Below are 19,612 nucleotides of genomic sequence, written 5' to 3' on the forward strand. Positions count from 1 at the left end.
TAAACGCAAAAAAAAACGGCCGATCATTGGGCTATGAGAGGTAATGATGTAGTGTTAAAGTTCCATCAGGAATTCTACCAGGTTCTTGTCGTGGGGTACATCAAGCTTTTTGCGTAGCCTGTAGCGTCGTATTTCTACACCTCTTAAAGAAATGTTCAATAAAGATGCCATTTCTTTGCTGCTCATGTTCATCCTTAGATAGGCACAAAGTTTCAGGTCATTCGGCACGAGATCAGGGTGGTTTGCCTTAAGTTTCTTAAAGAAACTCTCATGGGCTTCATTGAAGCTGCTTTCAAAAAGGTTCCAGTCGCGCTCATCGTTCATCCCTTCATCAATTACTTTCTGGATTTTCCGGAGCTGATCTTCCGCAAGCGGTTTGCCATTGCTGTCTTTTAGCTTCAGGATCTCTTGACTCAGCTTTTGCAAGAGTTCATTTTTATACACCAGGCTCATGGCCGAATTGGCCAGCTCCCTGTTCTTGCCCGCAAGTTCGGCATGGAGTTTCTCTGTCTGCAGTTTAATGATCTGCTTTTCTGTAGCCTCGGCTTCCTTTTTAAGAAAAGCTTCCTTTTCAGCCTGCAGTTGATGGGAAATGATTTGCTGGTCTTTCTTCAGCTTGCGTTCATAAAGGTGCTTAAAGGCAACAAGCAGGGAACCAAACAGGATCAGATAAAAAGCCAGAGCCCAGTTGCTGGCATAAAATGGTGGTAATACAGTAAACTCAAATATAGTGACTTTGCTTACGGTGCCCTCATTGATCCTGGCCCTTACCTTAAACACATAACTGCCGGGGGCCAGGTTGGTAAAATCTTTCTGGGAAGCTGCACTCCAGTCAGACCATTGTTTGGAATACCCTTCAAGGTAGTACTGAAACCTGATTTTGGCCTGCCGGTAATAAGGCAGGGCGAAAGAAATCCGGATGCTGTTACGGTTAAAAGGGATTTCGATTTCAGTGCCATCGCTACCAAATTCGGTAATGGTGCTGTAGGTGTCGGTAATGTCTTCCAGTTTTCTGATGAGTACCGCAGGCAGCTCAACATTCCTTTTTTGTGCGGAAGGTTCGGTGGCATTATAGATCACGAAGCCATCATCTACACTCAACAGGTAGATGTTGCTGCTGATTTTACTGATGTTCTCGTAGTACTGCACCATGCGTCCGTCCAATATGCTAAAGGTGCTGGAGTCTACGCTTACCTTGCCGGGTTCGAGCAGGTGGACAAGCCCCATTTTACCATGATTGATGAACCAGTATTTTTTTGCACCGGCATCGATGATCTTATTGGAACCAGCAAAGCTGCCCAGTTCCTTGTTCAAGGTGGTATAAGGGCTGAAGCGGTTGCTGATCTCATCATAGATCAGGAAGCCTTTGTCGGATGAAAAGACCAGCTTGTTTTCGAGCGTAAAGATGTTAACGCCATAATCGCTTGGGAGGCCGTTCTTTTCAGTATAGGTTTTGATGGTGGTTACCCTCCTCAGATCGGGGCTTAGTGTAAGTTTGTACAGTCCACGATAAGCATGACTTACCCATACATCGCCCCTGGCATCCTGTTCTACATAGCGCGAAGGCTCGCCAAAGTTCTCTATTCTGTGCGAGAATTTCCAGTTTCCGGAAGCGTCTTTTTTGAACAGCACAAGTCCATTATAAGTACCCTGGATGAGAAAATCGGGATTGGAATTCAACTTTTTGATGGTCCAGCCCCCCTTTATGGAGGAGATGCTTTGAAGCTGGTTACCGGATACTTTAAAGGTGCCGTCGTTATGGCCACAAAATAGCTGATCATCTATCAGGGTAAGGTCCCATACTTGCCCCTGCGAGTTGGGGATGAGTTTAAAATCGAATGAATTGAATAGGTTTCCTGTCCCTGATGCCCATGCACTGTAAAACAGGCCCTGATTGGTGCCCAGGTAAATGTTGTTTTTATAGATCAGGCTGGAATAAACAGTACCGAACTGGCCGGTTTTGTCGAAATAGAAATAAAGCGGCGAATTGAGTTCGATGCGGTCGATCCCATTATCGAGCCCGGCCCATAAGTTCTGGTCCTGGTCTGCGTACAGGCTCAGCACGGTATTGTTCTGCAGGCCACTTGATTTGTTGATGCGTTGCACGATATTACCATCTTCGTCCATGATGATCAGTCCGTTGAGGATGGTGCCATAGGCGTAATACCTGTCCTGGATACGGGTACCGTTGTTGAGCTGGTAGGTTTTCAGGAAGACATTGGCGGGGGTGTTCAGCGGGCTGAAGCTTTCGCCATTGTAAACAAACAGACCATCTTTGCTGGTGCCGATCAAAAGGCGGCCATTCTTATAGGGAAGTACAGACAGTATCCCTCTGGGAACTATGAGGCCTGCATTTTTCAATGGCACAAGTTTATTGCCGCTAAGTTCAAAAAGTCCCTGGCCGATGACCTCTACATAAAAATGCTGACCAACCTGGTGCAGGAACAGCAGCGACTGCTGCGCCGTAACCACACTGATCTTTTTGTTTTCGTAGATGTATATGGCGGAGAAAGACTGGAATATGACCTTTTTTCCGCTGGTGTATATTTTCCAGATCTCATCTTTGATGCCATGCGGAGCAGGGATAAGGCTGGTGAGGGAGGTATAGGACAAAAGCCTGTTTTTATTAGACCAGTAGCCGAATTCGCCAAAGCCCCCGGTGTATATGATGCCATTTGCAGCTGTAGCCACAGAGCGCACGATCTGCCTGTTGGGCATTTTATACTGCTGCCAGTACCTGCCATCAAAACTGAGCAGTCCCTGGGCATTCCCAAAATACAGTACGCCGGACTTATCTTTTGCTATAGACCAGTTCTGGTTGCCCGAAAGATAAACCGATTTGGGGTAATTTTGAACATAAGGAACCCCAATACTCTTTATATTATCTGCTGCCGAAAATAACGGCAATAATAAAGCGAGATAAAATAGACAGTATTGGAGGTGTCTGTGTTTCATTAGTAGCTAAGATAGCTATTTCGCAGTTACGTTTATGGGTTGCGGTACTTTTACATAATATCCTGTTCCATCATACTTACGCTTGCGCGGATTGGTAGTACAGGCTACAGAACAACAACCTTGCAACTCATTTCCGCAGTCGTCGCACTGGGTAATGTGCTCGTTGCATTCCGGATTGGCGCAGTTGATCATCTTAGGTGTTGTTTTACCACAATTGAAGCATTTGGAAACTACAGTAGGGTTTACGGTATTTACATCTACAGCGATACGGTTGTCAAATACATAGCACTTGCCTTCAAAATCCTGTCCGCCTGCTTCCTTGCCATATTTAATGATACCGCCATGGAGCTGGTACACATCGCTGAAACCGTGGTGCAGCAGCAGGGCCGAAGCTTTTTCGCATTTGATGCCGCCGGTGCAGTAGGTCAGTACTTTTTTGTCTTTATACTGGGCCAGCTCGTTGATCTTCTCCGGGAAGTCCCGGAAATTCTCAATGTCGAGCGTTACAGCATTTTTAAATTTGCCCAGGTTATGCTCATAGTTGGAGCGGACGTCAAGGATGACTACGTCTTCCTGATCGATCATTTTCTGAAATTCGGCAGGCTCGAGGTGTTTTCCGGTTTCTTTGTTAGGGTCGATGATGTTTGGGTCCCTGAGTCCGGAATGCACAATTTCCGCTTTGTAGCGGCAATGCATTTTGATGAATGAAGGTTCAGCAACATCGTCGATCTTGAAATCTGTTTTTGCAAAGCGCTCATCAGCTTTGATAGCTGCCATATAGGCTTCACAGGCTGCTGCAGTTCCGGATACGGTTCCGTTTAAACCCTCATCGGCTACGATGATCCGGCCTACCAGGCCCAGTGATTTACAGAATTTAAGGTGATCGTCGGCAAACTGTGCTGCCTCTGCTATGGGGCTATAGCAATAGTAAAGTAATGTCTGAAATTTTGTCATAATTCATTGATACCGATGCAAACGGCGTTTAATGCTTTTGCAAAGGTATAAAAATATTGTGTTTTTGATAAACTGGTAAATGTATATTGGTGGTCTTGTAAACTTTTATTATTTTAGCAATAAGTAATTAATTTATATTTAATAGTTCAATACGACTCATGACTACAGAACAAAATTATAAACTGATGAAAAACCCTCATTTAACGCGATTCTCGTGGACGTAAATGAGTATTTAAAAAAAGGCGTGCTGGAAGCCTATATTTCTGGTACGGCAACGGCAGCTGAAGTGGAGGAATTATTGCTGCTAAAATCGAAACACCCGGAAATAGATGATGCTTTGTACAGATTGGAGGTTGATCTCGAAAATCTGGCGCAATACATGTCTATTACACCGCCTCCTGCAGTATGGATAAGAATTGAGGCTGAACTAAAGCAACTGATTAAAATCAGCGAAGGGCCTGTTCCGCTAAAGATACATTCCAAAAGAATCGGTGAAGAACCGCCTGAGCCTCCTAAAGGTGGACAGTTTATTGAAGTTCAGAGTTCATCCAGTCATATGCGTATCCATAAAATGTGGCGCTGGATATTGTTCATTATCTTTATACTGGGCAAAATATTTTTAGGCTTTGCCATCTACTTTTATTTTGAAAGCAGGGAAGCGAAAAAAGAGCTCGAAAAGCTGAATAAAGAGATAGAAAAACAGCAACGCAAATAATGATCCTGCATCTTTTGTAACAAATACAATGGCTGAAGCCTAAAATCCCGTTTTTTTTAACCCTTCAGGGGGGAATTTCTGCATGGCTGGTTTTCCGGGCAATAATTTGTGTTGGATAATTATTAAGTTTGCCTCCCTTACTTACAATTGAATATAAGTATACTAACTAATTTTAAACATAAAATGACTAAAATTTCAATGAAACCATTGTGGTTAACCGCCACGCTTTTGTTGGGTTCTACAATTGGCTTTGCACAGGACAACCTGGTTAATTCCCTAAAAAACAACCAGAGTGCAAACAGTGCAGGAAGCTTTACTTTTACACCGGTAATCAGCACAGAGGCAACTTCTGTTAAAAACCAGAAATCGTCAGGTACCTGCTGGAGCTATAGCACGAATTCTTTTCTGGAGTCTGAAATGATCCGTATGGGTAAAAAACCTGTAGACCTGGCCGATCTGTTTACCGCCCGTAATGCCTATATCGAAAAGGGGATCAATTATGTGCGCATGCACGGTGCTTTGACGCTAGGCGATGGCGGTGCGTGCCATGATGTAATTAACATGTTTGCCAAATATGGCGCTTTACCTCAGGAGGCTTATAGCGGGAACGACTATGGTAGTCCGGGTTCGTCTGATAGGATGAACAAACTTACCGAGGCCATTTTGAAAAAAGCCGTAGCTGGTAAGTTCGATCCGAGCTGGAAAGCAAAATATATCGCTACTATTGATTCCTGCATGGGTGCTGTACCTGAAAAATTTACTTATGAGGGTAAGGAATATACACCTAAGACTTTCGCTAAAGAAGTAGTAGGTATCAATCCTGCTGATTACGTGGAGCTTTCTTCATTCAATACCAGCCCTTACTATGAAAAGGCTGTTTTAATGGTTCCTGATAACTGGTCGTATGATCAGGTATACAATGTACAGATGGACGATATCATCACGATCATCGACAATGCCGTTAAAAAAGGTTTTACTGTTGCCTGGGCTACTGATGTGAGTGAAAAAGGTTTCAGCTGGAAAAATGGGGTGGCTTATGTTCCTGAAAAGGATTTCGACAGCATGTCGGCCGACGAAAAGAAAGCCATGTTCAATGGCCCTAAAGCTGAAAAGGAAATTACTGTAACTATGCGTCAGGCTGCTTTTGACGATTACGAAACTACAGATGACCATGGTATGCAGATCACTGGTATTGCAAAAGACCAGAACGGCAAAGAATACTATATCGTTAAAAACTCTTGGGGCGCCAGCAACGATTACAAGGGTTATTTGTACGTAACGAAGAATTTCGTGAAGTATAAAACTACTGCATTCTTATTGCATAAAAACGGAATCCCATCTGATCTGCGCAAGAAAATGAGCATTAAATAAGCGGGCCTTGCTGCAATAAAAAAGGGGAATGATTTTTCATTCCCCTTTTTTATTGTTCTTTTTAGAATCCGTACGACATCCGGAAGCCATGCTGTACCCTTTTGTTGCCATCGTAGGCATAGCCATAGGCTACCCTGAATATGAGGCGTTGCAAGCCAAAATAGAACTCGGTATAATTTCTTTTTACGGGCTGGCTCAGGTAGCTTACACCAACAACTTCTTCCAGTTTTAGCTTGCGCAGTAAAGGGACTTTATTGGTGAGCAGCCCCGAAAAGTTATGTTCAAAATGCCCTTCCAGGTATTCGCGGTCGGTACTGAACAGGTAGAAATCCAGGAACAGGAATTTACGCAGGCTGGGAACCGAAAACAAAGAGTTGTTGCCCCTGAAATGTCTTGCATCCGGATAAAAGACCTGGTTGTGGTTCAGGAATTTTCCGGCTCCCAGCACAAAAGACGAATAGCCCCACAGGCCGGAGCTCATTCTGTTCTGAGAGATTTCCAGTGCTACCAGGTCGTAATCCACATCGCTATTGAGTACTTCCTTAATGCCCTTGCGGTAGGAAAGATCAATGGTCGGGTACTTGGAAGGCTGATAAAATTTTCCGTCGGGCCTTGTAATGTAGCTTTGTCCTATAGTGTAATTTAAGGAAGCCGTAACTGTTAAGGCTTTGTAAGTAGGAAACAGTGGTGTTTCCATTTCTGGTGTAAAGGGGTTGTTGGAACTGAACTGCTCGCCTTTCAGGTCTTTGATCTTAAAATGAGTGGTGTTCACCAGGTGGGTATTGCGCGAATAATCTACAGACAGGTTGGCCAGCAGCCCATTGCTCAGCTCCCGGCTTGTGCCGACATTGATAAATTCCTTTTTGTAGAACTTGGAAAAATTGGTCTCAAAAAACAGGGAGTTGATAGAGTTGCCCAGCAGGCTCATGGAGCCGAAATTGTTGAGGTCATAGATGCCCGAACCGCCACTGATACTGATGTTGCCACGTTTTACCGGATTGTAATAGTAGTTGGCGGTTAAGCTTCCCGTTAAGGTTTTATTGGAAAAACCATACCTAGCTTCTGGCCGGATGCTGTAATAACGCCGGTCTTCCAGGTCTTTTTTATAGGTTACACCATATTTAAGGGCAAAGCCTTCCACGGTATTGTAAAGAATGGAGCGGTACAACGGGTCGAAGGTATAATGCTTACCTGCATAACGGTTGTTGATGGTATAGCCTGTTGCAGCCAGTTTTACAATTCCGAATTTGTTGTTCTCCCGTTCCATTGAGTCCAGGTAACGTTTAGAAGTCTTTAAAGCAGCAATACTGTCTTTTCTGATGTAATCGCGGCCTTCTTCCTTTGTTAGCGGGATAGGCCTGTTGTTGAGCCAGAACAGGGAATCTTTTTTGTTTACCGCTTTGCTGATCTTTAAGATTTCTCCGTTAAAGTAGTTTTTTGGGAAATTGGGCTGGATGTTGTAGTTGCTGTATACCCCAACATAATAACCTTCAAACTTAAAGCCGAGCACATTTCCGTTAAACTGGAAATTAATATTGGAGGGCATATACGTGTTTTCGACCTTGAGGAACTGCTGTTTGATGCCTAATGTATCGAGCAGGTTAATGCCCGTATTTTTGGTGAGGTAGACTTCGGCATTCACCAGGTGCCAGCTGTCGTCGGCAATATAGATCACCCCTCTGAATACCGGATCATGCTCCCTGCGTGGGATGACCTGGATCTTATTGACGGTAATCCCGTTTTCTGAACTTACGCCCAGTAATTTATAACGGTAGTATAAAAAGGCATTGTCTGAAATAGGCGATACAAACCCACGTGTACTTAGTTTGTCTTCGAGGAGGATGTTCTCATAAAAATTAATGATCAGATCGGAGGCCTTGTTAAAGCTGAACGCGTTGTTGCGGCCAGAGGTTTTGGAAGAGATCATTTCTTCATGGATTTTGTCTGGCCGCTGAAATGCAAATGTAGAGGTAGATTCCGACAGATAGATGATCCCCTTGCGATTGGTATCCAGATCGAGCATTTTCTGAATGTCACGGCCAAATATTTTTTTTGGTGCCCCGACAAGCTTCTGTACACCTTTGATATAGACATTGGTGGTATAGGCGTTGACCTCGGTTAAGTGTGTCTTTCTTTGCTTAATGGTTTGCCGGATGATGGCATAGGCTGGATCTTCTGCATTTGCATTGATGGTAACACCCGAAAGGGTATAGGCTTCGGGGCTAAGTATTATATTTTCTGAAGCATCTTCAGCAATGCTGATGTTCCTTTCTACGGCCTTGTAGCCAATGGCTTTGTAAACAATGGTGAAAGACCCGGTCTCAATAGTGAGCCGGTAAAAACCGTCGATGTTTGCGGAAGTACCTTTTGTGGTGTTCTTAATATAGACAGAGGCAAAGGATACAGGCTGGCCATCTGTGTCTTTTATCGATCCACTGAGTTTAAATTGCTGTGCCAGTGCTGTAGTAAAAGTAGTTACAAGCAGTATTAGCGCTAAAAATGGTTTCTTCATGCAGTGGATAGACCTTAAATGATGTGATTAGTTACAGGTAAATATAGTTATTCTGTTAAAGTTTGCCAGGCTAAGCTAATTTGGTTACCACCCAAAAGCCGGAATTGCATAACTTTGACCTCATTAAACAATAGCATTATGTATAAAACATTACAACCTGTTCTTCAACAAGAACTAGACCAGATAGAAAAAGATGGCCTTTACAAGCGTGAGCGCATTATTGTAACCCCACAGGGTGCAGATATAAAAGTAAATACAGGACAGGAAGTGATTAATTTCTGTGCGAACAATTACCTGGGCCTTTCGTCTGATCCCCGTGTAACTGAAGCAGCCAAAAAGGCGATTGACAAATATGGTTATGGTATGTCGTCGGTCCGCTTTATTTGCGGCACACAGGATATCCATAAAGAGCTGGAAGAAAAGATCTCCAGATTTTTAGGTACAGAAGATACCATCTTATATGCCGCTGCTTTTGATGCCAATGGGGGTGTTTTTGAGCCTTTGTTTAACGATCAGGATGCCATCATTTCTGATGAACTGAATCATGCATCCATTATAGATGGTGTCCGTTTGTGTAAAGCAAAACGTTTCAGGTATAAAAATGCAGATATGGATGACCTGGAGCAGCAGCTGATTGCTGCAAAGGATTCCAGACACCGTATTATTGTAACCGACGGGGCTTTTTCTATGGATGGTGTTGTTGCGCCTTTGGATAAGATCTGTGACCTGGCGGATAAATATGAAGCCCTGGTGATGATCGACGAGTCGCACTGTACCGGGTTTATTGGCAAAACCGGACGGGGAACGCATGAACATTTTAATGTAATGGATAGGATTGACATCATTACCGGTACCTTGGGTAAGGCTTTAGGCGGCGCTTCGGGGGGCTTTACTTCGGGTAAGAAAGAAATTATTGATATGCTGCGCCAGCGTTCGCGCCCTTACCTGTTCTCGAATACACTGGCCCCGGCTATTGCAGGTGCTTCTGTAGCGGTGCTGGACCTGCTGAGCCAAACGACCAATTTAAGGGACAAGCTGGAAAACAACACCCGCTACTTCCGTGAAAAAATGACAGAGGCAGGGTTTGACATTAAACCAGGTGTGCATCCGATAGTGCCCGTTATGCTGTATGATGCCAAACTGGCACAGGAGTTTGCCGCCAAAATGCTGGAAGAAGGAATCTACGTGATCGGATTTTATTACCCGGTTGTAGGGCAGGGTAAAGCAAGGATCCGCGTGCAGTTGTCGGCCGCCCACGACCAGCATCATTTAGATAAAGCAATCGCAGCGTTTACCAAGGTAGGGAAGGCATTGGGAGTAATATAAATTAGCCGTATATTTGACCCCATGTTACAAGATAAGATAACACAGTATTCCGCAGAAATCAATGCGTTTTCGACAAGCAATGCCGATGAGTTAGAGCAGTTCCGTATAAAATTCCTTGGAACGAAAGGGATCATTAAGGATATATTTGATGAGTTTAAAGCTGTTTCGCCAGACGAGAAAAGAACACTGGGGAAAGTTTTAAATGAATTTAAGCAACTTGCAGAGGGTAAATACCAGGAATTGAAGGAGCAGACTACAGTTGCTGATACCGCAAAAGGTTCGGATATGGACCTTACCCTGCCGGGCGAGGGTTTTGAAGTTGGTTCGCGCCATCCTTTGGCCCTGGTAAGAAGGGAGATCATCGAGATCTTCAATAAGCTGGGCTTTGTGGTTGCGGAAGGACCTGAGATTGAAGACGACTGGCATAACTTCTCTGCATTGAACTTTCCGGAGGAACATCCGGCGCGTGATATGCAGGATACCTTTTTCATCAAAAAGGCAACTGCGCAAGATGAAAGTGGTGATATTGCTTTACGTACGCATACCTCTTCCGTTCAGGTACGGATGATGGAGGCCGGGAAACCGCCGTTCAGGGCCATTATGCCAGGGCGTGTATATCGGAATGAAGCGATATCGGCAAGAGCGCATTGCTTTTTTCACCAGGTAGAAGGCTTGTACGTAGATGAAAATGTGTCTTTTGCTGATCTGAAACAGACCTTATTCTATTTTGTTCAGGAGCTTTATGGCGAAGGTACAAAAGTAAGGTTCCGCCCGTCTTATTTCCCTTTTACCGAACCATCGGCAGAAATGGATATTTCCTGCACCATTTGTAAGGGAGCAGGCTGCCAGATGTGTAAATACAGTGGATGGGTAGAAATATTAGGCTGCGGGATGGTAGATCCTAATGTTTTGGAAAACTGTAGTATCGACAGTAAAAAATATAGTGGTTTCGCCTTTGGAATGGGGATAGAGCGTATTGCCAATTTGAAATTCGAAATAAAGGACCTGCGTTTGTTCTCTGAGAACGATGTGAGGTTCCTGAAACAATATAAAACTTCATTGATCTGATGAAAGGGGTAGTACCGGGCATATTGTTGGTTTTGCTGTTGGCAGGCTGCGGTAAGGAAAACCTGGTAATCCCCAATGTGCCGGTCAATTTTAGTGTTCAGCTTACCGACCCGAGAATGATCAGACTAAGCAGTCCGGGTGGTGCTGTAGCATTTGATAACTATGGTGTGGCCGGAATAGTGATTTACCGTACCACGAGTGGTGGTTATGTAGCTTACGATCGCTGCAGTACGGTGAACCCTGAAAAAAGGTGTGCGGTTGAACTGGACGATCCGAGTTTTACAGTTACAGACAAATGTTCAGGTGCAAAGTACCTGCTGGAAGATGGCAGTCCGGCTAAAGCTCCGGCAGAATTATCGCTCAAAAAGTACAATACTTCCGTATCGGGAGGAAACACATTACGCGTAACCAATTGATGGAACCAGAAAAAATAAAAGAAAGCATAGTTAAGGCGGCCAAGGAGTTGTTCAGGAAGTACGGTTATCATAAAACAAGTGTAAATGAGATCGCCAGGAGAGCACGTATTGCCAAGGCTACCATATACAAGTATTTTGAGAGCAAAGAGCAGATTCTGGATGCCATTTTAATGGATTACCTGGATCTGAACCTGCATGAGATCCTGAAGAATAAAGCCCAGTTCGCTAACGAAGAAGAACACCTTAAAGCTCTGGTAATGAAAACCTGCAGGCTTACCTATACGGTTTGCAATGAGTTTATTGGCTGGGACTTTGTAAGGGAAAATGCCAACTCCCAGGAGTTTTTAAAACACCTGTCTGACCAGCTGGAATCCTTACTGCTTTCTGCCTACCTGGAACTGGATCATTTTAAAAACCATCCCTCCCGCAGGGAAGGCCTTGCCTTTTTGTTGAAGGCCAGTAAAAACATCGTATTCTCTTTTGCCTTTACTTCTGTAAGTGACTCGGATGTCCGCAAAAACTTCGTCAGCTTCCAGAAGGAACTGCTGCCCTTTCTGGTAAAAGCGGCATTGTAATCGGCATGGCCTGTACGCGGCCGGTATCAGATTTCTTTACAATATCTTAACGTATACCAATTGGGTATTTGGTATAAAACCTCTTATATTTGCTTTGTTAGCAAGATGTAATGCCATGAGTAAAGAGGTTTTAGAGATTTCTGTATTGGTAGATGAGAAGTTCGATGTGAAATTTGATCTTGCTGAAGGTTTTTTGGGTTTTCTGTTCAGGATCTTTGGCAACTAACAATTGACGTCCCATTTTCTTTTCGCGGAAAGGCCTTTGTTGGCCTGACGGAGATTCTTATGTCTGAAAAAAAACTTACTTTTGCGCCATAATGAGTAGAAATAGAAAAGCCGGAGTGGTAACGATCATTCCTGATTTAAGCATTATTGATATTGCCGAAGAAGGTAAAGGTGTGGGTAAGGCCGATGAACTGGTAGTTTTTGTGGAAAAGGCAGTGCCGGGCGATGTGGCGGATGTCAGGATAGTGCGAAAAAAGAAGAACTTTGCCGAAGCGGTCATAGAAAACCTGCAAAAAAAATCTGAGTTAAGGACCGATCCTTTTTGTCAGCATTTTGGCACCTGTGGGGGCTGTAAGTGGCAGCATATGCAATACGATGCCCAACTGAAGTTTAAACATAAAAACGTAGAAGCCGCTTTACAGCGTCTGGCAAAAATAGATACTACCGGAATGGAGCCTATCCTGGGTTCTGCCGAAAATAAATATTACAGGAACAAACTGGAATATACTTTCTCTAATAAACGATGGCTGGATAAGAGCGATATGGCTGAACGGCCTGATGGGCTGGCATCTGAAAGTCCCAATCCTGATCTGGAAATGAATGCCCTGGGATTTCACGTACCTTTGCGTTTTGATAAGATCCTGGACGTACAACATTGTTATTTGCAGGCCGAACCATCCAACAGCATCAGAAACCAGGTTAGGGAATATGCACTAAGGGAAGGTCTTTCATTCTATGATTTGCGTAACCACGAAGGAAACCTGCGTAACCTGATTATCCGTACTTCGTCGACCGGTGAAGTGATGGTGGTAGTGGTTTTTGCCTATGCTGAGCAGGAACAGATCGATGGCCTGATGGAATACCTGAAGTTAAACTTTCCGCAGATCAGCTCGTTGTTGTACATCGTTAACCAGAAAAAGAACGATACCATTTTTGATCAGGAGGTAATTACCTATGCTGGTCGCGACCATATTTTTGAGGAGATGGATGGGCTGAAGTTTAAGATCGGCGCGAAATCTTTCTACCAGACCAATTCTGATCAGGCGCATGAACTGTATAAAATTACCCGCGAATTTGCTGGCTTTACCGGCGAGGAGCTGGTTTACGACCTGTATACCGGTGCAGGCACCATTGCGAACTTTGTGGCAGGAAGTGTAAAACAGGTAGTAGGCATCGAGTATGTGCCTACAGCCATTGAAGATGCTAAATTCAATTCTGAACTGAACGGCATCAACAACACCATTTTTTATGCGGGAGATATGAAGGACATCCTGACACGGGAATTTATAGCCGCACATGGTAAGCCGGATGTGGTGATCACTGACCCGCCAAGAGCAGGAATGCATGCCGATGTAGTGGAGCGTCTGCTGGAAATGGAAGCACAGAAGATTGTTTATGTAAGTTGTAATGCTGCTACACAGGCGCGTGATCTGGCCCTGCTGAAAGAAAAATATGAAGTGGTAAGGATCAAACCGGTAGACATGTTTCCGCATACCCAACATGTAGAAAACGTGGTATTGCTAAAGTTTAATAAAGTGAATTAATTATAAGTACTGAGATGGATATTGAAGAATTGATGCCACAACAGCCGGAAGAAGATAAGGCCGCACAAAGAAAGAGCCCGCTCATCAGTCTGGAAAAAGATCTGGGACTCTACGCCGAATCGATAAAAGAGGTGGCCGTTGAAATTATGGTGGAAGGCATTTCTGCCAATCCGATCTTTGTGGCACACCAACACACAGTAAGTATAGGTGAAATGATTTTAGACCGTAGTGAGTTGAATACGGAATGGACCATTCAGGCTTCCACACTGGAAGAGTTTATAGAAAAAGGCATTATCAATCCGGAAAAAAAAGCCCTGTTTTTAAAGAGTTACAAACGGCCAGAGGATTTTATGTGCGTATTTGTAATTGTACCGGAAGGGGCCAACTTTATTTATTACCCTTATAAGACCAAACAGTAACCGGCTGTTGCTAAAAAAGAAATCCCTATCCGGGCAAACTTGGATAAGGATTACTAAAAAACTATTGATTAGACGCCGCGAAGTCCGAAAGGTTTCAACATTTGGAAAATATTTTTTATTATTTGAATATGAACCTTAAAATCGTTCTTTTTGCAGTATAAAACAAGGTGTAAAAATGGCAGGATCTCAATTACTTATTCTTGATAAAAAGCAGATACAGCAAAAAATTAACAGGATTGCTTACCAGATACTGGAAGATAACCTTTCTGAAAAGGAAGTGGTACTGGCAGGGATATGGGACAGGGGATATAAACTGGCTTTGCGCTTGAAAAAAGTATTGTTGAAAATCTCTGACCTCAAGATCACGATGCTCAAGATTGAACTGGACAGGCAAAACAGTAAACTGGTGGCCAATACAGATCTGGACGAGACGCACTGGAAAAATAAGGTCATCATTTTGGTAGATGATGTGCTGAACAGTGGTAAAACACTTGCCTATGGCCTGGGCGTTTTCCTGAATACGCCACACAAAAAGATCAGGACAGTGGTGCTGGTAGACAGAAGCCACAAGATATTCCCGATTGCTACCGACTATGTTGGTTTGGAACTGGCCACAGTGCTGAAAGAGCATGTTGATGTAGTGATGGATGTGGAGGGTGAGGAAGACCGGGTTTATTTGAGCTAATGGTTTGCATTTAAAGCAAAATTTTCTCATTTTAGAGGGATGCACAAGTCCCATAAAAACAGTTTTGTTTTTGGCTTCTTTTCCTGGTATATCAGGTATATCATAAAAAGGGACTTCTCTGCTTATACTTTCAACAACTTTAAAATCAACAAAGATGAAGCTGTATTGCTGCTGGCTAACCATTTCAGCTGGTGGGACGGTTTTTTAATGTTTCAGTTGAACAGGCTGCTCTTTAAAAAGGAGTTTCATGTGCTGGTAACCGAAGAAGATTATAAAAAGCATTGGTTCCTGAAATACGTCGGTGCTTTTGCCGCCGAGGGCAAAGGCAAGGATGTGGTAGAAACCCTGTTGTATGCGGGAGAACTGCTGAATGATCCGGATAGCCTGGTACTGGTGTTCCCGCAGGGTAAACTGTATTCTGTTTACCATAACAATATCGCTTTTGAGAAGGGGGTGATGCAGGTTGTAAATGCCTCAAAGAAGAAATTTCAGATTATTTTTGCAGCCAATCTGGTCGACTTTTCTAGCAGAAAACCTACGGTGCATACCTGCCTGAACAGCTGGGAAGCAGAAGAATACATGAGTCTGCAGTTGCTCAAAAGCGAGTACAATAAACATTATACCGAAGCCATAAAAACCCAAAATAAGGTTGCGTTATGATGGTATTTATCTACGCGGTACTGATTTTTCTGGTGCTGAGGTTTTCCGTTACTTTATTTAATTTTCTGTCTAACCCAAAGTTGGGCTATTACGGAAAACACTTTACCGACAAGGTTTCCATTATTGTTTTAACCGGCCCGTTGGGTACTGATACAAAACAGTTGCTGGACTCCATTGAACAGCAGGATTATGCCGCTGTTGAAGTACTGGTTCAGGACAATGAAAGTGAAGATGAACTGGCTGCCCAGGCCGACGGTCGCTACCTGTTGTTTCTGAATGCAGCTACGACTGTCCATCATGGTTTAATCAATAGCTTGATCTACAGAACAAAGGTCTTTAACCTGGCAGTGCTTGGATTGCTTCCGACCCTAAAACCCTCCGGTTTTCTGGAACACTGCGTTTACCCCCTGAATTATTTTATACTGTTGAACCTCCTGCCGTTAAGGCTGATCAGATTGAGTAATTTGCCTTCCTTTGCGGCCGGGAACACGGACTGTTTATTTTTTGATGCCGTAGTTTATAAAGCACATCGCTGGCACAGGCAGCTAGGCAAAGCCGCCCGGAGTGGCACAGATATCATAAAGCTGGTGAAACAGCAACAGCAGAAAGCAGAAGTATTACTTGGGAATAAGTTTGTTTACAGTAATCCGGGTGTAAATGATACAGGAGGGCTGGCTACGCATTTGCTGGCAAACTTTGGTAACAGTGGTTTTGTGACACTGATTTACCTGGCATTGGTGATTGCAGGGCCGGTGTTTGTGCTGGTCAATTTTGATCCCACACTTGCGGCGCTGCCGGTTGGACTGATCTTTTTGTCGAGGATTATGATTGCTTTCTTAACAGCCCAGAAACCAGTTTTTAATGTGTTGCTGCATCCGCTGCAAATGCTTTTGCTGTTTGTGTTGTTGTTAAAAGGAATCTGGATGCGCATGTTGGGGTCAATTAAAAGGAAGAAATAGGAATATCAAACAGTTTTTACGTAATTTTGCTGCAGCTCAAAAAGGATGTCAATGAAATACGATTTAGCTGTAACTATAGATAAGGCCTCAGGCTTTTGCTTTGGGGTTGTTTATGCGATAGATATGGCAGAAGATATACTGGACCATGAGGATCACCTGTATTGCCTGGGGGATATCGTACACAATGATGAAGAGGTTAAGCGTTTGACCGATAAAGGACTGCGTATTATAGACCATGAACAGCTCAAAAAACTGCATGGAGAGAAAGTACTCATCCGTGCGCATGGCGAAGCCCCGGCCACTTATCAGCTGGCGCTCGAAAACGAGCTGACCCTGATCGATGCTTCCTGTCCGGTTGTGCTGAAATTGCAAAACAGGATCAAGAATTCTCATGATGAAGACGAGCAGATCCTGATATTTGGAAAACATGGTCATGCTGAGGTGATTGGTTTGCAAGGGCAAACTGATGGGAAAGCCATAGTTTTTCAGGATATTGCGGAGCTTGACGATGTAGAATTGCCTTCCAGTTTTACCTTGTACAGCCAGACTACAAAAAGTACAGATAAGTTTTACAGCATCAAGGATGAACTGATCAGCAGGGGATATGAGGTAAAGGCAAACGATACCATTTGCAGGCAGGTGTCTAACCGTTACAGCGATCTGGAGAAGTTTGTGGCCAATTACGATAAGATCCTGTTTGTTTCGGGGAAAAAATCATCAAATGGCAAAGTGCTGTATGATGTCTGCAAAAAATTCAATGACCAGTCCTATTTCATTTCCAACGTCGAGGAAATTGACATGAGCTGGTTTGCACCGAACGATAAAGTTGGGATTTGCGGGGCAACATCTACGCCTATGTGGCTGATGGAGGAAGTTAAGGCCTATCTGCTTCATCATTAAAAAGTAATTATTCCTTTTCTGATCAATGAGAGAACCTATTAATGGATGTATTAGTTAATTTTGCCGTATAATTATGGGAAAAAAGGGTGTACTGCTAGTGAATTTAGGAACTCCGGACAGTCCGGAAGTTGGTGATGTACGAAAGTATCTTGATCAGTTTTTGATGGATGAGCGGGTAATTGATGTAAATATCGTTAATAGGACCTTACTGGTTAAAGGAATTATTGTTCCTTTTCGCAGTCCGAAAACTTCTAAATTATACAAAGAGATCTGGGATGAAAACGGCTCGCCCTTGTTGTATTTCAGCAAGATCCAGGCGGCCATGGTTCAGGAGCAGTTAGGAGATGGCTATCATGTTGAACTGGCCATGCGCTACCAGAACCCCTCCATTTTATCGGCATTGGATAAAATGAAAACGGCTTTGGTGGAAAGCATCAGGGTGATCCCCTTGTTTCCGCAGTACGCGTCGGCCAGTACGGGTTCTGTAATTCAGTTGGTAATGGAGATCGTTAGTAAATGGGCAACTATTCCTCCTGTGACCTTTGTAAACTCTTTTCACGACAATGAGCTGATGATCGAAACCTTTGCAGAGAATGCAAGGAAATATCAGCCGGAAACCTTTGATCATATTCTGTTCAGCTTTCACGGATTGCCTGAACGACAATTGCTGAAATGTGACCATACGGGTAGTTACTGTCTGAAAAAGAAGGGCTGCTGCGATACACTGAATGATACCAATAAATTCTGCTATTCGGCACAGGGGCACGATACCGCAAGGTTGATAGCAGCCAAGTTGAATATTGCCAGGGAAAATTATACCGTTTGTTTTCAATCCCGTTTAGGCAAGGAACCATGGGTTCAGCCATATACCACAGATGTTTTAAAGAAACTGGCTGCGGAAGGGAAGAAACGCCTGCTGGTTTTTAGTCCGGCTTTTGTTGCCGATTGCCTGGAAACCATTTATGAGATTACTGTAGAGTATCACGAAGAATTTAAGGCGCTTGGCGGGGAGCACGTTCAGCTGGTAGAAAGCCTGAATGATGACTCTAAGTTTATTGAAGCCCTGGTAAATATGGCTAAGGCTTAAAGTAACGGGATAGATATCCTACAATTTGACCGGTTGCACCGGTTTTTGTATTTACATAATCTTTAGCAGTAAGGCCGGCCTCTTCATTCTTGCTGAGTTCATCGAAAGCTGCAGACAGTTCAGACCCATTGCTGATGCTTTTTGCTGCCCCGAGTTCGATCAGGTCTTTTGCTTCCTGGAACTTATCATATCGGGGGCCGAAAATGACCGGAAGGCCAAATGCTGCAGCTTCGAGTGTATTGTGGATGCCTGCTCCAAACCCACCGCCGATATAAGCAACTTTACCATAGGCATAAAGTGCGGACAACATTCCTATATTGTCGATAATAAGCACCTGGTGATTCAGGGCAGTTGGATCAGCTGTTGTTTGCAGTGCAGAATATTTTACCGCATCAGGAAATAACTTTTCTATCTCGCTAACGTGGCTTGTGCCGATTTCGTGGGGCGCGATGATAAATTTCCAATCGGGATGCGCTTTACAGAGGTTTGCGAGCTGCTGCTCATCCTGAGGCCAGGTACTTCCAGCAATAAAGACAGGTTTTGTTCGGCAGAAAGATTGAACAAGATTTAGTTTTTTTGTTGTGTGTGCATTCTCTGCCACACGATCAAACCTGGTGTCGCCGCTTTGGGTGACGTTCTGAATATTTATGGTTTTGAGTAAGGCAATGCTTTCTTCATTTTGAACGAAGAAATGGCTTACACAGGCCAGCATCTTCCGATGAAAACTGCCGTAGGGTTTGAAAAAGATTTGACCTGGCCTGAAGATGCCGGAAATGATCAGCAGTGGGATACCGTTTTTATTTAATTCTCTGAAGTAGTGGTACCAGTATTCGTATTTGGTAAAAATGGCCAGTTCGGGGTTAATGGCTGCAATTAATTTTTTTGCATTGGAAGGCGTATCCAGGGGAAGATAAAAGATGCCATCGGCCAAGGCGTAGTTTTTTCTGATCTCATAACCTGAAGGTGAGAAAAAAGTAACGACAATCTTCTTTTCAGGGTACTGCTCCTTTATTTTTTCCAGGACAGGCCGGCCCTGCTCAAACTCGCCAAGAGAGGCAAAATGAAACCAGATGTGTTTTTGACTGGTATTGATTTTTTGCGCTATCCGGGCAAAAATATTTCGCCTTCCTTTGATAAAAAGCGATGCTTTGGTATTAAAAGTAGAAAAGATCCTGATTAATAGTGCATAAAGTTGAATACCGATGTTATAAAGCCAAAGCATTTTGTATGTTTATTTATTA

18 protein-coding genes are annotated in these 19,612 nt (G+C 43.7%); 14 read left to right on the plus strand and 4 right to left on the minus strand.

The features are described 5' to 3' along the window. Window positions 1-54 precede the first annotated feature (54 nt). Together ABIE26_RS25280 and trhO are read right to left on the minus strand one after the other, a co-directional pair. Window positions 55-2,955: a ligand-binding sensor domain-containing protein gene (locus ABIE26_RS25280; RefSeq protein ID WP_310146674.1), complete on the minus strand. Its 2,901-nt coding sequence runs from the start codon at window positions 2,953-2,955 to the stop codon at window positions 55-57. Between the two features lie 15 nt (window positions 2,956-2,970). Beyond that, window positions 2,971-3,909 carry an oxygen-dependent tRNA uridine(34) hydroxylase TrhO gene (trhO, locus tag ABIE26_RS25285; protein WP_310146676.1) on the minus strand — a complete coding sequence of 313 codons (939 nt, stop codon included), beginning with the start codon at window positions 3,907-3,909 and terminating at the stop codon, window positions 2,971-2,973. 214 nt (window positions 3,910-4,123) lie between these two features. On the opposite strand from trhO, the gene ABIE26_RS25290 reads away from it, so the two are divergent. Then, complete coding sequence (locus tag ABIE26_RS25290) at window positions 4,124-4,624, plus strand: hypothetical protein (protein ID WP_310146678.1); 501 nt, start codon at window positions 4,124-4,126, stop codon at window positions 4,622-4,624. Between the two features lie 198 nt (window positions 4,625-4,822). Beyond that, window positions 4,823-5,995: an aminopeptidase C gene (locus tag ABIE26_RS25295; protein WP_310146680.1), complete on the plus strand. Its 1,173-nt coding sequence runs from the start codon at window positions 4,823-4,825 to the stop codon at window positions 5,993-5,995. A gap of 61 nt (window positions 5,996-6,056) precedes the next feature. On the opposite strand, the gene ABIE26_RS25300 is transcribed toward ABIE26_RS25295, so the two are convergent. Beyond that, a complete protein-coding gene (locus ABIE26_RS25300; RefSeq protein ID WP_310146683.1) occupies window positions 6,057-8,507 on the minus strand; it encodes a DUF5686 and carboxypeptidase regulatory-like domain-containing protein in 2,451 nt (816 codons plus the stop codon). 138 nt (window positions 8,508-8,645) lie between these two features. Here ABIE26_RS25300 and kbl point away from each other — a divergent pair, with 138 nt between their 5' ends. The 12 genes from kbl (at window position 8,646) to hemH (ending at window position 18,371) form a co-directional block, all read left to right on the plus strand. Then, entirely contained in the window at window positions 8,646-9,833 is a 1,188-nt protein-coding gene (kbl, locus tag ABIE26_RS25305) for a glycine C-acetyltransferase (RefSeq protein WP_310146685.1), read from the plus strand. Window positions 9,834-9,854: 21 nt separating this feature from the next. After that, window positions 9,855-10,901, plus strand: a complete 1,047-nt coding sequence (gene pheS, locus ABIE26_RS25310; protein WP_310146687.1) for a phenylalanine--tRNA ligase subunit alpha — start codon at window positions 9,855-9,857, stop codon at window positions 10,899-10,901. Then, on the plus strand, window positions 10,901-11,317 hold the full coding sequence (locus ABIE26_RS25315; RefSeq protein ID WP_310146688.1) for a hypothetical protein: 417 nt from the start codon (window positions 10,901-10,903) through the stop codon (window positions 11,315-11,317). The genes pheS and ABIE26_RS25315 overlap by 1 nt, the downstream gene beginning before the upstream one ends. Beyond that, window positions 11,317-11,892, plus strand: a complete 576-nt coding sequence (locus ABIE26_RS25320) for a TetR/AcrR family transcriptional regulator (protein WP_310146690.1) — start codon at window positions 11,317-11,319, stop codon at window positions 11,890-11,892. The genes ABIE26_RS25315 and ABIE26_RS25320 overlap by 1 nt, the downstream gene beginning before the upstream one ends. 94 nt (window positions 11,893-11,986) lie before the next feature. Next, window positions 11,987-12,118, plus strand: a complete 132-nt coding sequence (locus ABIE26_RS25325; protein ID WP_354376262.1) for a phenylalanyl-tRNA synthetase subunit alpha — start codon at window positions 11,987-11,989, stop codon at window positions 12,116-12,118. 91 nt (window positions 12,119-12,209) lie between these two features. Then, window positions 12,210-13,661: a 23S rRNA (uracil(1939)-C(5))-methyltransferase RlmD gene (gene rlmD, locus ABIE26_RS25330; RefSeq protein ID WP_310146694.1), complete on the plus strand. Its 1,452-nt coding sequence runs from the start codon at window positions 12,210-12,212 to the stop codon at window positions 13,659-13,661. A gap of 14 nt (window positions 13,662-13,675) precedes the next feature. Continuing rightward, window positions 13,676-14,080 carry a hypothetical protein gene (locus ABIE26_RS25335; RefSeq protein ID WP_310146696.1) on the plus strand — a complete coding sequence of 135 codons (405 nt, stop codon included), beginning with the start codon at window positions 13,676-13,678 and terminating at the stop codon, window positions 14,078-14,080. 175 nt (window positions 14,081-14,255) lie between these two features. Then, a complete protein-coding gene (locus ABIE26_RS25340) occupies window positions 14,256-14,765 on the plus strand; it encodes a phosphoribosyltransferase family protein (RefSeq protein ID WP_310146698.1) in 510 nt (169 codons plus the stop codon). Window positions 14,766-14,804: 39 nt separating this feature from the next. Then, window positions 14,805-15,425 carry a 1-acyl-sn-glycerol-3-phosphate acyltransferase gene (locus tag ABIE26_RS25345; protein WP_310146699.1) on the plus strand — a complete coding sequence of 207 codons (621 nt, stop codon included), beginning with the start codon at window positions 14,805-14,807 and terminating at the stop codon, window positions 15,423-15,425. Beyond that, window positions 15,422-16,384: a glycosyltransferase family 2 protein gene (locus ABIE26_RS25350; RefSeq protein WP_310146701.1), complete on the plus strand. Its 963-nt coding sequence runs from the start codon at window positions 15,422-15,424 to the stop codon at window positions 16,382-16,384. The genes ABIE26_RS25345 and ABIE26_RS25350 overlap by 4 nt, the downstream gene beginning before the upstream one ends. Before the next feature lie 51 nt (window positions 16,385-16,435). Continuing rightward, window positions 16,436-17,284: a 4-hydroxy-3-methylbut-2-enyl diphosphate reductase gene (locus ABIE26_RS25355; protein ID WP_310146702.1), complete on the plus strand. Its 849-nt coding sequence runs from the start codon at window positions 16,436-16,438 to the stop codon at window positions 17,282-17,284. Window positions 17,285-17,357: 73 nt separating this feature from the next. Further along, window positions 17,358-18,371 carry a ferrochelatase gene (gene hemH / locus ABIE26_RS25360; RefSeq protein ID WP_310146703.1) on the plus strand — a complete coding sequence of 338 codons (1,014 nt, stop codon included), beginning with the start codon at window positions 17,358-17,360 and terminating at the stop codon, window positions 18,369-18,371. On the opposite strand, the gene ABIE26_RS25365 is transcribed toward hemH, so the two are convergent. Continuing rightward, window positions 18,361-19,593, minus strand: coding sequence for a 3-deoxy-D-manno-octulosonic acid transferase (locus ABIE26_RS25365; RefSeq protein WP_310146704.1), 1,233 nt, complete (start codon window positions 19,591-19,593; stop codon window positions 18,361-18,363). The genes hemH and ABIE26_RS25365 overlap by 11 nt on opposite strands. Window positions 19,594-19,612 lie beyond the last annotated feature (19 nt).

It is taken from the genome of Pedobacter africanus, from assembly GCF_040548825.1.
Taxonomy (GTDB): Bacteria; Bacteroidota; Bacteroidia; order Sphingobacteriales; family Sphingobacteriaceae; genus Pedobacter; species Pedobacter africanus_A.

Coding starts and splice junctions, on each gene's coding strand:
- trhO (WP_310146676.1), bottom strand. CDS start 3,909: ATGACAAAATTTCAGACATTACTTTACTATTGCTATAGCCCCATAGCA.
- kbl (WP_310146685.1), top strand. CDS start 8,646: ATGTATAAAACATTACAACCTGTTCTTCAACAAGAACTAGACCAGATA.
- pheS (WP_310146687.1), top strand. CDS start 9,855: ATGTTACAAGATAAGATAACACAGTATTCCGCAGAAATCAATGCGTTT.
- ABIE26_RS25320 (WP_310146690.1), top strand. CDS start 11,317: ATGGAACCAGAAAAAATAAAAGAAAGCATAGTTAAGGCGGCCAAGGAG.
- ABIE26_RS25315 (WP_310146688.1), top strand. CDS start 10,901: ATGAAAGGGGTAGTACCGGGCATATTGTTGGTTTTGCTGTTGGCAGGC.
- ABIE26_RS25355 (WP_310146702.1), top strand. CDS start 16,436: ATGAAATACGATTTAGCTGTAACTATAGATAAGGCCTCAGGCTTTTGC.
- ABIE26_RS25340 (WP_310146698.1), top strand. CDS start 14,256: ATGGCAGGATCTCAATTACTTATTCTTGATAAAAAGCAGATACAGCAA.
- ABIE26_RS25365 (WP_310146704.1), bottom strand. CDS start 19,593: ATGCTTTGGCTTTATAACATCGGTATTCAACTTTATGCACTATTAATC.
- ABIE26_RS25350 (WP_310146701.1), top strand. CDS start 15,422: ATGATGGTATTTATCTACGCGGTACTGATTTTTCTGGTGCTGAGGTTT.
- ABIE26_RS25345 (WP_310146699.1), top strand. CDS start 14,805: ATGCACAAGTCCCATAAAAACAGTTTTGTTTTTGGCTTCTTTTCCTGG.
- ABIE26_RS25280 (WP_310146674.1), bottom strand. CDS start 2,955: ATGAAACACAGACACCTCCAATACTGTCTATTTTATCTCGCTTTATTA.
- ABIE26_RS25335 (WP_310146696.1), top strand. CDS start 13,676: ATGGATATTGAAGAATTGATGCCACAACAGCCGGAAGAAGATAAGGCC.
- ABIE26_RS25295 (WP_310146680.1), top strand. CDS start 4,823: ATGAAACCATTGTGGTTAACCGCCACGCTTTTGTTGGGTTCTACAATT.
- ABIE26_RS25300 (WP_310146683.1), bottom strand. CDS start 8,507: ATGAAGAAACCATTTTTAGCGCTAATACTGCTTGTAACTACTTTTACT.
- hemH (WP_310146703.1), top strand. CDS start 17,358: ATGGGAAAAAAGGGTGTACTGCTAGTGAATTTAGGAACTCCGGACAGT.
- rlmD (WP_310146694.1), top strand. CDS start 12,210: ATGAGTAGAAATAGAAAAGCCGGAGTGGTAACGATCATTCCTGATTTA.